General features: G+C 65.0%; 7 protein-coding genes. All 7 read left to right on the top strand.

Going from position 1 to position 14,531, the window contains the following annotated elements:
• Nucleotides 1–4: 4 nt before the first annotated feature.
• The 7 genes from gspD (at nt 5) to AC2EBU_RS10435 (ending at nt 14,515) form a co-directional block, all read left to right on the top strand.
• Nucleotides 5–2,068: a type II secretion system secretin GspD gene (gspD, locus tag AC2EBU_RS10465; RefSeq protein ID WP_484610576.1), complete on the top strand. Its 2,064-nt coding sequence runs from the start codon at nt 5–7 to the stop codon at nt 2,066–2,068.
• A 6-nt stretch (nt 2,069–2,074) separates the two neighbouring features.
• Nucleotides 2,075–3,469: a GspE/PulE family protein gene (locus tag AC2EBU_RS10460; RefSeq protein WP_484610363.1), complete on the top strand. Its 1,395-nt coding sequence runs from the start codon at nt 2,075–2,077 to the stop codon at nt 3,467–3,469.
• A 27-nt stretch (nt 3,470–3,496) separates the two neighbouring features.
• Nucleotides 3,497–4,741, top strand: coding sequence for a type II secretion system inner membrane protein GspF (gspF, locus tag AC2EBU_RS10455; protein ID WP_484610362.1), 1,245 nt, complete (start codon nt 3,497–3,499; stop codon nt 4,739–4,741).
• 16 nt (nt 4,742–4,757) lie between these two features.
• A complete protein-coding gene (locus AC2EBU_RS10450; protein ID WP_484610361.1) occupies nt 4,758–5,654 on the top strand; it encodes a 5'-nucleotidase in 897 nt (298 codons plus the stop codon).
• A gap of 136 nt (nt 5,655–5,790) precedes the next feature.
• Nucleotides 5,791–11,421, top strand: coding sequence for a beta strand repeat-containing protein (locus AC2EBU_RS10445; RefSeq protein WP_484610360.1), 5,631 nt, complete (start codon nt 5,791–5,793; stop codon nt 11,419–11,421).
• A gap of 26 nt (nt 11,422–11,447) precedes the next feature.
• On the top strand, nt 11,448–12,872 hold the full coding sequence (locus tag AC2EBU_RS10440; protein ID WP_484610359.1) for a FecR family protein: 1,425 nt from the start codon (nt 11,448–11,450) through the stop codon (nt 12,870–12,872).
• On the top strand, nt 12,863–14,515 hold the full coding sequence (locus AC2EBU_RS10435; protein WP_484610358.1) for a ShlB/FhaC/HecB family hemolysin secretion/activation protein: 1,653 nt from the start codon (nt 12,863–12,865) through the stop codon (nt 14,513–14,515). Before AC2EBU_RS10440 ends, AC2EBU_RS10435 begins: the two co-directional genes overlap by 10 nt.
• The last annotated feature ends 16 nt before the right edge of the window (nt 14,516–14,531 follow it).

Below are 14,531 nucleotides of genomic sequence, written 5' to 3'. Positions count from 1 at the left end.
CACAATGCCGTCCGGACACGCCAGCCCGCTTGGCCGATCCGGCTCCATTCTGGCTGTTGCGGCCGCCTTGGCCCTGGGCGCTCCGGTGGCCTGGTCTGATGATGGCGCCGTCAGGCGCGGCAATCAGGTCACCTTGAACTTCGCCGGCGCGGAAATCGAAGCCGTCGCTCGAACCATGGCAACGATTACCGGCCGCCAGGTCATTGTCGATCCCCGGGTCAAGGGGACGATCCACCTGAGCACCGAACGCGCCGTTGCCCCGGCGGTGGCATGGAACCAGTTCCTGGCCGCGCTGCGCATGCAAGGCTTCACCGTGGTCGACAGCGCCGGCCTGTACAAGGTTGTTCCCGAAACCGATGCCAAGTTGCAAGCGGGCCCGGTGTCGGTTGGCAGCGCACCGGCCGCCTCCGGTCAGCTGGTCACGCAGATTTTCCGGCTCAATCACGAGACGGCAAACAACCTGGTGCCGGTCCTGCGTCCCCTGATCAGTCCCAACAACACCATCAACATCAACCCCGGCAACAACTCCCTGGTCATCACCGACTACGCCGACAACCTGCAGCGTATCGGACGCATCATCGCTGCGCTTGACATCTCGAATGCCACCGATCTGGAAATCATTGCGCTCCGACATGCCATCGCTTCCGATCTGGCCCCAATCGTCACCCGCCTGATCGAATCCGGTGCTGCGGCTGCGGCGCCCCAGGGCCAGGCTGACACGTCGTTCAAGACAACCATCCTGGCGGAAAGCCGCAGCAACGCCCTGATCGTGCGAGCCGCCAATCCGGCGCGGGCTGCACTGGTGCGCTCCCTGATCGACCGACTCGATCAGCCCTCCAGCCGCGACGGCTCGGCCGCCGGAAACATCCATGTCGTCTACCTGAAGAACGCCGACGCCGTGAAACTCGCGGCCACTTTGCGCGCAGCCCTGGGTGCTGACGCCCGCAGCGCGTCAGCACCGGCGGGCACACCGGCACCCGCCGGCGCCAATTCGGCAGGCGCGTCGGCTGCGGCCGGCCAGTCAAGCACCGGTGGCCAGATTCAGGCAGACGCCGCCACCAACGCATTGGTGATTACCGCCCCCGAGCCGCAATACCGACAGCTGCGGGCGGTCATCGACAAACTGGATGCACGCCGCGCACAGGTTTATGTCGAGAGCCTGATCGCCGAAGTCAATGCGGACAAAGCAGCGGAATTCGGCATTCAGTGGCAGGGCCCGGTCGGCAAATCCGGAGACAGCGTGGTTGGCGTTCTGGGCACCAATTTCGGCACCGGTGGCAAGAACATTCTGAGCCTGGCCCTCCAGGGCGCGGCGGGAACAGTTGCGCCATCCACGGGCGCAAATCTCGGTCTCTTCCAGCGTACCAACGGGGTCTATGTGCTGGGCTTTCTGGCGCGCTTTCTCCAGGAGAACGGCGCTGGCAACATATTGTCCACCCCCAACCTGCTCACGCTGGACAACGAAGAGGCCAAAATCGTCATTGGCCAGAACGTGCCCTTTGTGACGGGTCAATACACCAACAACAACAGCGGCAGCGGCGCTGTCAATCCGTTCCAGACCATTGAGCGCAAGGACGTCGGCCTGACACTGCGGGTCAAGCCCCAGATCAGTGAAAACGGCACGGTCAAGCTGCAAATCTTCCAGGAAGTCAGCAGTGTGCTCGCCTCGTCGGTGAACTCATCCGCCGGGCTGATCACCAACAAGCGGTCGATCGAGTCGAACGTACTGGTCGATGATGGTTCCATCGTGGTGCTGGGCGGCCTGCTGCAGGACGAATACGCCGGCAATGAAGACAAGATTCCCGGCATCGGCGATGTGCCGGTTCTGGGCAACCTGTTTCGCACCGAGTCGCGCAGCCGCAAGAAAACCAATCTCATGGTGTTCCTGCGGCCGGTCGTGATGCGCGACGGCGCCTCGGCCGACACGCTGTCCCTGGACCGGTACGACCTGATGCGCTCGCTGCAAAAAGACAGCCAACCGGCCGCAAAAGCACTGCTGCCGATCGCCGACGCCCCGGTCATGCCGCCGCTTCGGCCCGCCACAGGCGCGGCCAGCAACCGCCCCTGAACGGCCATGCTGTACCCCCTGCCCTATTCGTTTGCCCGTAGCGCCCAGCTCTTGCTGGAAGTCGACGAAGAGCCGACCCTGTGGCACAACGGAAGCCCGGACCCCGGGGCATTGTCGGAGGTCATCCGCCGACACGGCCAGGACATGGCGCCCCGCCTGCGTGCGCTGGACGCCGCCGAACTGGCCCAGCGAATCTCCGCCGCCTATGCCCGGGGGGAGTCCAGTGCAGCGGCGGTGGTCAGCGAGGTGGAAAGTGACGCGGACCTGTCGCGCATGATGCAAGAGCTCCCGGCGGTGGAAGATCTTCTGGCCACCAGCGACGACGCGCCCATCATCCGCATGCTCAACGCCTTGCTGACGCAGGCGGCCCGCGACGGCGCCAGCGATATCCACATCGAACCGTATGAGCGCCACTCCAGTGTGCGATTCAGGGTCGATGGCAACCTGCGCGAGGTCGTTCAGCCCAATCGGGCGCTGCATGCCGCGCTGATTTCGCGCCTGAAGATCATGGCCGAGCTCGACATCTCCGAGAAGCGACTGCCCCAAGACGGACGAATCAGCCTTCGGATCGGCACTCGCGCGGTCGATGTCCGGGTCTCGACCCTGCCCAGCGCCCATGGCGAGCGCGCGGTTCTTCGCTTGCTGGAGAAGTCCGGCCACCGCCTGAGCCTGGAGTCCATCGGCATGCAAGGGCCGGTGCTGGCGCGGTTCACCCAACTGATCGGTCAGCCCCACGGCATCATTCTGGTCACCGGTCCGACCGGCTCGGGCAAAACCACCACCCTGTATGCCGCACTGCAGCGGCTGGATGCCTCGGTCAGCAACATCATGACCGTGGAAGACCCGATCGAATACGAATTGCCCGGCGTCGGCCAGACCCAGGTCAACAGCAAAATCGAGCTCAGCTTCGCCCGCGCGCTGCGCGCCATCCTGCGCCAGGACCCCGACGTCATCATGATCGGTGAGATCCGCGATTTCGAAACCGCACAGATCGCGATCCAGGCCTCCCTCACCGGGCATCTGGTGCTGGCCACCCTGCACACCAATGACGCTTCCAGCGCCGTGACCCGTCTGACCGACATGGGGGTCGAGCCTTTCCTGCTCAGTTCGTCGCTGCTGGGCGTTCTGGCGCAACGGCTGGTGCGCAAACTCTGCACCGCATGTCACGGCGCGGGATGCGAGCGCTGTGGCCGCAGCGGCTATGCCGGCCGAACCGGGGTGTTCGAAATGCTGGTGGCGGATGACACCATACGTGCGCTGATCCATGATCGAGCCGCCGAGGCGGCCATCCGGACGGCCGCACTCGCCAACGGCATGGTGTTGATGCGCGACGACGGTGAGCGCCTGGTCACCCAGGGCATTACCTCACGCGAAGAACTGCTGCGCGTTACCAGGGACTGACGCGCTCCGACTGTCGCCAACACCACCATGCCCGCCTACGCATTCGAAGCGCTCCAAGCCGACGGCAAAACCCGCAAAGGTGTCGTCGAGGCCGATACCGTCCGCGCGGCCCGCAGCCTGCTGCGGGCACAGCAACTGGTGCCGCTGGACGTCGCTCCGGTTGCTACGGGCACGGGCGCGGGCGACGCCGGGGGCGACCCGGCGGCCGGCCGACGCGCTGGCTGGCTCGCACCACGGGCTTTCGACGCCGCCGGCCTGGCGGTCTGGACTCGCCAGTTGGCCGGTCTGGTCGGTGCCGGCCTGGCCCTCGAGCGGGCATTGACCGCACTGGCCGATGAAGCGGAAACGCCGGTGCAACGCAATCTCGTCGCCGCCCTGCGGGCCGAAGTCAACGCCGGATCCAGCTTCGCGCGGGCCTTGGGTCAACATCCGCGGGAATTCGCAGCCATTTACGTCGCAGTCATTGCCGCCGGCGAGCAAGGTGGCAAGCTGGGCACCGTTCTGGAGCGGCTGGCCGACGATCTCGACGAACGCCTGACGCTGCGCAGCAAACTCATCGGCGCGGCGCTGTACCCGGCCATCGTCACCCTCGTAGCGGTGGTCATCGTGCTTTTTCTGGTCGGCTATGTGGTCCCCCAGGTCGCCGCGGTGTTTGCGGGCACCAAACGCGCCCTGCCTTGGCTCACGGTCGCGATGCTGGCGCTCAGCGCCTTTGTGCGCAGCTATGGTTGGCTTATGGCAATTACTATTTTTTTAGTAGCAATAGGTGGCCATTTTGCGCTGGGTATTGACCAGTTTCGCTTGAAATTTGATGCTTTTTGGCTCCGACTGCCGGTCATCGGCCGTCTGGCACGTGGGTATAACGCCGCGCGGTTCGCCAGCACACTGGCCATGCTGGCCGGGGCCGGGGTTCCGATCCTGCGGGCCTTGCAGGCGGCCGCAGAAACGCTCAACAACCGCGCCATGCGCGCCGATGCGCTCGACACCCTGGCGCTGGTGCGCGAAGGCGCGCCGCTGGCTTCCGCGCTGGCCCAGAAGCCCCGGTTCCCGGGCTTGGTCAGCATGTTCGCCCGGCTCGGCGAGCAGACCGGCCAGTTGCCGGCGATGCTTCAGCGCGCCGCCGGTCAGCTGTCGCAGGAAGTGCAACGCCGGGCCCTGGCCCTGGCCACCATCCTGGAGCCGCTGCTCATCGTGGCCATGGGCCTGATCGTCATGCTGATTGTGCTGGCGGTGCTGCTGCCCATCATCCAGCTCAACCAGCTGGTGCGCTGAAGCGGGGGCCCTGGGCATGGCAGCAACTCTGGACGGTCAACTGGTTGTCGCCATCTCGTCGCGCGCGCTGTTCAGTCTGGAAGAAGAAAACCAGGTGTTCGAACAGGCCGACGACCGGGCCTATATGCAACTGCAGCTCGACCGGCTGGAAGTCCCTGCCCCCCCGGGTGTGGCGTTTTCCCTGGTTCGCAAGCTGCTGGCCTTCAACACGGCGGGCCAGCCACGGGTCGAGGTGGTGCTGCTGTCGCGCAACGACCCGGTATCGGGCTTGCGGGTTTTCCGCTCGCTGCAGTCGCATGGTCTGGGCGTGGCCCGCGGCGTTTTCACCCGCGGACGCGAGCCCTGGCGCTACCTGGCGCCGCTGCGGGCCAATCTCTTCCTTTCCGCCAATCCGGCCGATGTTCGCGCCGCGCTGGATCAAGGATTCCCGGCAGCCACCGTGGCCACCGACGCCGCCCACGCGGGCAGCCAATACCCCAACGAGGTGCGCATTGCGTTCGATGGCGACGCGGTGCTGTTTTCCGACGAGGCCGAACGCATCTTCCAGGCCGACGGACTGCCCGCCTTTCAGGCCCACGAACGGGCCAAAGCCGTGTTGCCCCTGCCGGCCGGGCCGTTCAAACCGTTGCTGGCTGCTCTGCACGGCCTGCAGCAGGCCGGTACGCCGTCGATGCGCATCCGCACGGCGCTGGTCACCGCCCGCAGCGCCCCCGCGCACGAACGCGCCATCCGCACGCTGATGGCCTGGAACATTGCCGTTGACGAGGCCATGTTCCTCGGCGGTCTGCCCAAGGGCGAGTTCCTGCGCGAGTTCGGGCCGGACTTCTTTTTTGATGACCAGGCGGGTCACATCGCCGCCGCCGCCCGCCACGTCCCCGCCGGCCATGTGGTCAGCGGCATACAGAACCCGTGATTCAGAAAACTGCAAGGGTTAACCCTTATTGTGGGCGCAGAATGGAATTGAGCAACTGAGACAAATTCCCTAGAAATGTTGTGGTAAAGGGATAGACTCCAAAAGTAATCAGGGCAACAGCCCAGCGGAGGTTTTTATGTCACGTCGAACCAGCCGAACCGGCACCCCACGCAGTCGACTCTCTGCCGCCGCCGCGGCTCCCGCGCCGCACGCGGTGCGCCCGCATGTGCTGGCCTGGTCGCTGGCCTTGGCGTTTTCCGTACCGGGCGCATTGGCCCCCGCCGCCGCGCAGCCGGTGGGGGGCGTGGCCATCCATGGCGGCATGACCCAGGCCACCCAGGGCAACCGCACGGTCATCACCACCACCAACGGCGCGGGCACGGCGCATTCCGCCATTAACTGGCAGTCGTTTTCGGTGCCCGGTGGAACCGTGACCCAGTTCAACCAGCCCAGTGCCACCAGTACCGTCATCAACCGGGTGGTCACCCCGCAGCCCACAGCCATATTCGGCACCCTGGGCTCCAACGGCCGGGTGATTGTGGTCAACCCTGCCGGCATCACCGTGGGTGCGGGTGCGGTAGTCGACACCGCCGGGTTCACCGCGTCGGCCCTGCAGATCAGTGAGTTCAACGCCAAAGCGGGCCGGCTGCAGTTCGGCGACGCGGCCGGCGGCGCCAGCGGGCTGGTCCAGGTCGATGGCCATGTCGTCGCGCGCGCCGGCGATGTCACGCTGATTGCCCCCCAGGTACAGACCGGCACGTCGGCCCTGGTGCAAGCCCCGGACGGTTCGGTGATTCTTGCCGCCGGCCAACATGCCGAAATCACCTCGCGTGGGCTCGGGGGCGTGCGCCTCCTGGTGCAGGCGCCCAGCGACCGAGCCGTCAATCTCGGGCGACTCACCGCCGATGCGGTTGGACTGTTTGCCAGCACCTTGCGCCACAGCGGCCAGATTGATGTCCAGGCGGTCCAGGCCGAGGGCGGTCGCGTTGAACTGAAGGCACTGGAGCGTGCCGAAATTGACGGTCAGGTCACGGCCCGTCGCCTTCAGGGTCTGGGTGGACTTTTCCACGCCACGGCCCGCCAGGTACAGGTGGACAGCACCGCCCGCGTGGACGCCAGCGGCACCTACGGGGGTGGCGAAATCCTGGTCGGCGGCGGCTGGCAGGGCCAGGACTCCCGCCTGGCCAACGCACAGCAGACGGTGGTTGCCTCCGGTGCCCGCCTTGAAGCCAACGCCACCACGCGCGGCGATGGGGGAACCGTGGTCGTGTGGAGTGATCAGGCCACCCGCTTTGCCGGCTCCATCGAGGCGCGCGGCGGAGCCGAAGGCGGCGATGGCGGCACCGCCGAAGTGTCCGGCAGACAACAACTGGGTTTTCGTGGCAAGGCGAACCTGACGGCCGCCAAGGGGCGGACCGGTACCTTGCTGCTGGATCCGGCCACCCTGTCCATCATCGGGGGCAACGGCGATGGCGATCTGGACGGTTCCGCGACATTTGGCACCCCGGTACCCGGCACCATCGCTGGCGGCGACCCCCTGATGGTGGTCTTTGAAGGGGAGATCGAAGCCCTCGACGCCAATATCGTTTTGCAGGCCACGGACTCCATTTCCGTGCACGGCAGCTTCAGCAACAACGACATCAACGTCAAGCCTGGCAATTCCATTTCGCTGACTGTCGCCGGTGGCAGTGGATACGGGTTGATTGATCTGGTGACACCCCCGAGCGGCAGCGGAAGCCCGGTAGCGGTACCGATCAGTATCCAGACCAGTGGCGGCGGCAATATTGATCTGCGCGTCATGAACCCCGTCGGCGGTGAGATCCGCGTGGGTGAAGCGCACAACGCCAGCTCGCTGAATGCCGGCACCACCGGCAACGTCACCGTTCAGGCAAATTCCGGGCGCGTCACGCTGGTCAACACCACGGTTGCAGGTGCCAATGTCACGGTCAAAGGCGGCACCGAAAGCAATCGAACGATCAGTGGTACCGCTGTTTCGCTGGACAAGGCGACACTTATTGCGGGGACGGGTCAAGTCGATGTCCAGGGCCATGCCAGCGAAAGTATCGGCGTGGCGATGTACGGCGCCAGCACGATCAGCAGTGCGACGGGTGCGCAGATCATCGGTACGTCCGGGGGCCTTTACCCCGGCAACGGATTCGTCGGCGAAGATGCCACCATTACTGGCACGGGCCCCCTGTTGATCGAGGGGCGCGCCGTCGGCACCGGTGACCCGGTGGACGGCCTAGTGGTGAGCTATTCGAGCCTCTCGAGGTCTGACGCCAGCCCGCTGACGATTCGCGGTGCTACGGACACACCCTACAACCTGGGGGTGAATCTGTCCGGCACCTCCGTTTCGACCCAAAGCGGCGAAATCCGCATCGAAGGACTGGACGGCTCTGGGGTAAAGCTGTACCAATCGACGCTGGACAGCAATACCGGCGGCAGTGCTGGCGCCGATGTGTTCGTGACCGGTGGCAACACAAGCACTCGACAGACCATTGGTGTTCAACTGGAAAATACGTCCATCCACGCCGGCTCAGGAAAGGTTCGGCTCGTCGGACGCAGCTATGGCGAGGACGCCGTCAACATTGCCCGCTATGACGGTGGCGCGACGATCTCGGGTGGCGAAGTAGAAATTGAGGGCACCACAGACGGCGGCTCCTCCAGTGCGCACGCGGTCCGCGTCCATGGCGAGACGATTCAGAGCAGCGGGCCCGTTTCGATCCGGGGCGAGGGCGGCAGTATTGGCCTGGAAAACACCCGGGTGACCGCAGACAGTGGGTCAGTTCTTGTTGCAGCCGGCATTGCAGCCCCGATCAGCACCGGAGTCGGCGTGTACCTGGGAGATGACACGACGCTGGAGGCAACGGAAGGGGCCGTGACTGTCGAAGGGCGCACCAGCAGCACCAATTGGGACGCTGGCGTGTATCTCTCCGGTAATTTCACGCTCAGCGCATCGGGCGGCGTCACGATTGATGGTCGCTCCGAAGGTGCCGGCGCAAACGGCGCAGGTGTGAGTCTTCAGGAGAACTGGGGCGGCGAGGACAAGTCGCTAATTTCCGGATCCGGTTCTTTGACCATTCGGGGAAAGAGCGCAGGGGGTTATGGCGTCTCGCTTGAACAGTCGCGAATCGAACGGTCTGGCGACATCGTGGTGGAGGGCGGAGCCAGCGTCGGTGGGCTCGACGCCATCACCATGAACGGCGTCACAGTCAGCACGACTGGCGGCAGCATCACACTGACCGAGGCTGCGGGCCATCCTGGGGCCGTGAATATTGCGTTCAGCACCGTGGAGAACAGCCGCAGCGATGGCAACGCGATCAAGATCAAAGGGACGGGTGACCTGACTTTTTCCGGTGTAAAGATCTACAACTCGGAGGTTCACGCCGGTGGTCTGCTGGAGATCCGGGGACAGTCTGCGAGCGGGGTCGGCGTGAACATCAGCAAAGATGAGTGCGCCCTGGGCTGCGAAACCCTCTCCGGCAAGTCAGTTGACATCCTGGCGCACAGCCAGGCGCACGGAAATGCGTTGATCATTGAGGGCGAAACCGTTCGCGCCACTGACGGAACCTTGCGCATCAAGGCAGAGGGCGGGCGCATGTTGCTGCAGGGAACGTCCCAGATAGAGAACACCGGCACGGGCGGCATCGATCTGCACGCCACCGGTTCCTACGGTGATGAATATCCCGGCATCGTCATCGGCAACGAGGCATTTGTGGGCAATGTGTCCGGTGGCAGCGGCGAGATTCGCCTGCGTGCTGATCGCATTGAACTGGACGGAACCGTCAGTTCCGGTGCAGAAGCACGTACGATGATCCTGCCGGATACGACCAGCAAGAAAATCACCCTGGGCGGATCAACCAAGAACGACGGGCTCAACCTCCAGCAGGCCGAACTGGACCGCATCACGGCCAAAACCCTGGTCATCGGCGGCGGCGACTATAGCGGCGGCATCGCGATCAAAGGCGCGGTGGTGCTGAATCCGGCACAGATCGAAGGTCTGAGCCTGATCAACAACCCCAGCACCGGGTCGATCTACTCTGCGCCGGCCAGTACGTCGGCACCTGCGGGAACGATCCAGGTCAAAAAGCTGAACGCCGATGCGCACAGTGTGGTGCTGGACCGGGCCAACAGTGTCGAAGTCCTCAGCGGACGCGCCGGATCTGGAGGGTTTGTCTTCAGCAACACCGGGCGGACCGAGGGGCTGGAGGTCGGCTTCACGGACGTCGTTGCCGGAATTGCAGCGCCCAACGGCAATGTGACACTTAACGCGGGCGAGGGGCCGCTGACGCAGACGGAGGCGATGAGCGGCAACCAGTTGCTTGCCAGCGGCGGCTCCATCGACTTGCGCCATAGCGGCAACGCCTTCTCGCGCTACGAACTGATTTCGGGCGCCGACATTCTGGCCGTCAACGCGAACACACCCACCACGGTCAACCTGCGCGCCGGGCTCGGACTGGGCACTGGACGTATTGCCTTCCAGAGTAGCGGGGCTGTCACACTGGAATCCGTGGTGGCCCCCGACAGTGCCAACGGCATCACCTTCGAGACGGCCGACATTGCCATTCGCGGGACCTCCATTGTTTCGGGCGCCGCAGTACCGCCCCCGCCCCCAGCAGCGCCACCGCCGGAAGGTGGCTTGACCCTGTTGGCCACGGTGGCCGAGGATGCGAATGTCCTCGGCCAGGGCAGCGTATTTCTGCAGGCCTCGGGCGGCTCGATCGGAACGATTGCGTCGCCGATATTGCTGGATGCACCCGGCAAAGTCGTCGCGATCGCCACAGGCGGTGTGCATCTGCAATCCGAGCATGTCGGCGATTTCAAGGTGCACACCTTGACCGCCGGTGCAACCTCGACGCTGACTGGCCGTGCGGCGGGCACCGACAACCTCCATCTGTACGGTGCCACGGTGGATGGCGCGCTCGACATTTCCCGATTCGCACGGACCTACCTCGGCTCTCTTGATGGCGCCATTGACGGTGTGGTCTGGTCCAAAGGTTTGCTGAACATCGACAGCGCCGTTACGCTGGATGGCAAACTCACGCCCGGCGGGGCGGGCCAGATCGGGCAGGTCTATTTCAATGGCGATCTGGATATCGGGCCGAACGCCCGGATCGACTTCGACATGAGCGGAAGCAGCCATGACCAAGTCATCATGGCGCCCGGGAAAACCGTGAATTTCACATCGGGAGCGCAGGTTGACGTGGTCGCCCCCGCACAACCCCCTGCCGGCACCTACACGCTGATCAGCGGAAACACCACCGGCGCCCTTCCGACGCTAACCACCACCAACGTCGACCGTGCCAATCTCCAGTTCGGTTCGCTGCTGTTGGCCATAGCGCCGGAACCCACTCCCTCGCCATCGCCGACCCCAACACCCGCACCCACTCCGGCGCCGACTCCTGAGCCAACGCCTGAGCCCACTCCGGCACCGACTCCGGCACCGACTCCGGCACCGACTCCGGCACCCACTCCGGCACCCACTCCGGCACCCACGCCGGCACCCACGCCGGCACCGACTCCGGCACCGACTCCGGCACCGACTCCGGCACCCACTCCGGCACCCACTCCGGCACCGACTCCGGCGCCGATCCCGGACAGTTCGCTGGATCTGGTTCCTCTGTTGCTGGCGCTGAACAACATGGACGCCTCGGTGCTGTTGCAGAACCCGCCAGCTCAGAACAACCCGGATGATCCGGAGGATCCACGCCGTCGCGGCGACCCAGCGCTGTTCACTGACGAAGCACCGCCGATTTGCGCGCGTTGAGGCACACTATCCGGGAGTTGACCACCATGTCTTCGCTGAACCTATCCCTTGCACCCGTGCGCGCCCGACAGACGTTGCGCCCGGCCCGCGTCGCTCTGGCCGCGCTCATTTTGTGTGCCGGTCATGCCACGTGGGCCCAGTCACCCACCACGCCCGCGGCTTCGGCAGCGGGCGAGATCGAATCGGTCCGTGGCATCGGTTTCGTCCAGACCCCCGGCCAGGCGCCGCGCAGCCTGAGCAAAGGCACCCCGTTGCTGGAGGGTGACCGCGTTTCCACGGCAGCGCAGGGTTCTGCGGTGGTGGTGCTGCGCGACGGCACCCGCATGACCGTGCGACCCGAGTCGGACCTGGTGCTGAGCCAGTACCGCTTTTCCAACGGGGCCAACGACAACTCGATGGTCTTGAATCTGCTCAAAGGCGGCCTGCGGGCGCTGACCGGGCTGATCAACAAGGGGCAGCCCAACGCGGCCCGCCTGCAGACGGCAACCGCTACGGTCGGTATTCGGGGCACCGATTTCGATGCCCGCCTGTGCCAAGGAGACTGCGCGCGGGAGTCGACGGCGGTCGGTGGCGCACCTCGGGGCGTGGACATCAAAGCCAGCGCCCGTCTTGTTGCATTGCAGGGAGAGGCCTTTGCCGTTGACGCCGCCGGTCAGCGCCGCCTGCTGGCCAACGGTGGCCCGGTGTATTCGGGCGAATTGATCGAAACGGCCGCCGGGGCCAACGCCGTTCTGGTGTTTCGCGATGACAGCCGGGTTACCCTTGGCCCGACGACCCGCTTCAAGGTGGACCAGTTCGCCTTTGATCCGGCCAAGCCGCAGGAAGGCCGGTTCCTGGTGTCGTTGCTGAAGGGCTCGCTGCGGGCGCTTTCGGGTGCGATCGGCAAAGCCAACAACCGCAACGTGCTCTACACCACCCGGACCGCCACGGTCGGTATCCGGGGAACCGGTCAGGACATCGTCTGCACCGGAACCTGTGCCGATGAACCGGATGCGCCCGGAACCGGTTTCAGCGTGCTGGCCTGGCTGGGCTCGATCGAGGTGACACCCGGCGGGCAGACGCTGGCCGAGGTATTGCTGAGCGGCCAAGGTGTGTTCATCGGCACCGGCGGGCGTCGTTCCATCAATTCGATCGACACGCCCCTGGGTCCGCGCCCTGACGGAGTGACGGTACCGCCGAATCTGTTCGGTCAGGCTCCGGTGAGTGAAGGCGAAGAAGGTCTGTTCATCTTTGTGCGCGATGGGCACATCGAAGTGACCACGGCAACCGGGGTATTGCAACTCGGTCGTGACGAGATCGGGCTGGCCCGTCCGGATGGCTCAGTGGATCGCGCAATGCGCATGCCGCGTTTCATCGAATTCGACCGCCTGCCGCTGCCGTCCACGCAGCAATTTACCGTTCGCAACCTGCTCAATGAAGCCGGTCTGAGGGAGTCTCAACAATGCCGTTAAGCCATTGCCCCCCCGGGGGGGTTCTCCACCGTGCCCTGTGGGCCACCTTGGGGCTGACCGTATCGGTCGCTGCAGGCGCGCAGGCCGTCGCCCCGGCGGGTGGATCGCCGGCGCCAGCGGCAGCACCCGTCATCCTGTTCGACATCCGCGGTTTTGATGTGGTGGGCGAGAACCCGCTGTCGGCTTCTGAAACGACGGAGGTGCTCGCGCCGTTTTTGCGCACCAAAGCCAGTATCGACACACTGGGCAAGGCGTCGGAAGCCCTGGAAGCCGCACTCAAGAGCCGGGGCTTCGGCCTGCACCGGGTGACCCTGCCTCCGCAAGAGCTGGGAGCGACGGTTCGGCTGGAGGTCGTGAGTTTCAAACTCGCCAAAGTGGACTATCAAGGGATGAAGACCCTGGACCGTGCCAATATCGAGCGTGGCCTGCCGGTGCTTCGCAGTGGCTCCTCGCCCAATCTGGCGGCCCTTGCCACCGAGACAAAAATGTCCAACGCCGGCAATCACAAGCAGGTCCGTGTCGGGCTCAAAGCCTCGGAGGCGCCCGACGCCATTGACGCTACCGTAACCGTGCAGGAGTCCTCGCCCTGGCAACTCGGCCTGGACCTGAGCAACAGTGGCACGGCGGCGACCGGACGTGACCGTTTCACTCTGCTGGCCAGTCACAGCAACGTGTTCGATCGTGACCATCAGTTCAGCGGCGTCTGGACCAGTTCGTTCGAGAAACCCGGTGACGTCAAACAATGGGGTCTGACCTACAAGCTGCCGCTGTACCTGCAAACCAGCTGGCTGACGGCCAGTTTCAGCCGATCGGACGTCGTCGGACGCTTTGGCGCGTTCAGCAGCACAGGAGCGGGCGACTCGTTCAGTCTGGCGCTGGTCAAGGTGATTCCACTGGCCGAGGGCCAGTCCTTCGAATGGAACGCCACGCTGGCAGACCGGCTGTTCCGCGGCGCCCAGTTGCTGGACGCCTCCGGTGCAGCCATTGCCGGAACCGCAACGCCGGATACACGCGGCCGTTCGCTCAGCGGCGGCTTCTCTGGCACCCAGTCGGGGGACAACCGCCTGTTTTCATACGGGGTGAATTTCGTCACCTCGCTCTCCGGCGGCCGAGGCAATGACCTGGCATCGTTTACCAACGGCGGACTGAATACGGCCATCAAATCGCGGAGCTGGAAGGCGATCCGTGGCAATCTGGGCTTCAGTCAGGGTTTCCCATCGGGCTGGGTGCTGAGTCTGCGCTCGGAGTTCCAGATGAGCCCGGATGCCCTGATTGCGGGTGAACAGTTCGGTGTGGGTGGTGCCAGCTCGCTGCGGGGATTGAAAGACCGGGCACTCCAGGGCGACCAGGGGGTGATGGCCAGTTTGCAACTGAATACGCCGCCCGTGGCACCTGGCTTGCAGTTACAGGGCTTCCTTGACTCCGCCCAATTGCGCCACCACAACCCCAATGCCTCGCGGCTGGTGTCGGACCGGGCCAGCACGGTGGGCGTGGGCCTGAGATGGGCCAAGGAACCGAATGTGTTCGTCAGCGTCGACTACGGACGGGTGATCACTGGCAGCCGCCTTCCGGCCGCCAGTTTCCCCGATGCCCCCAAAAAGGGCGACGACCGGATGCATGTGACAGTGTCGCTGCGCTACTGAGCCACCGACAGGCCGA

It is taken from the genome of Curvibacter sp. T50 (assembly GCF_057219955.1).
The sequence above is the reverse complement of the archived record's forward strand: the minus strand, read 5'-3'. Positions and strand labels throughout refer to the sequence as shown.

What these genes read in the sequence shown, in the direction of transcription:
- AC2EBU_RS10445 (WP_484610360.1), top strand. Translation starts at nt 5,791, where the DNA reads ATGTCACGTCGAACCAGCCGAACCGGCACCCCACGCAGTCGACTCTCT.
- gspD (WP_484610576.1), top strand. Translation starts at nt 5, where the DNA reads ATGCCGTCCGGACACGCCAGCCCGCTTGGCCGATCCGGCTCCATTCTG.
- AC2EBU_RS10450 (WP_484610361.1), top strand. Translation starts at nt 4,758, where the DNA reads ATGGCAGCAACTCTGGACGGTCAACTGGTTGTCGCCATCTCGTCGCGC.
- AC2EBU_RS10435 (WP_484610358.1), top strand. Translation starts at nt 12,863, where the DNA reads ATGCCGTTAAGCCATTGCCCCCCCGGGGGGGTTCTCCACCGTGCCCTG.
- AC2EBU_RS10440 (WP_484610359.1), top strand. Translation starts at nt 11,448, where the DNA reads ATGTCTTCGCTGAACCTATCCCTTGCACCCGTGCGCGCCCGACAGACG.
- AC2EBU_RS10460 (WP_484610363.1), top strand. Translation starts at nt 2,075, where the DNA reads ATGCTGTACCCCCTGCCCTATTCGTTTGCCCGTAGCGCCCAGCTCTTG.
- gspF (WP_484610362.1), top strand. Translation starts at nt 3,497, where the DNA reads ATGCCCGCCTACGCATTCGAAGCGCTCCAAGCCGACGGCAAAACCCGC.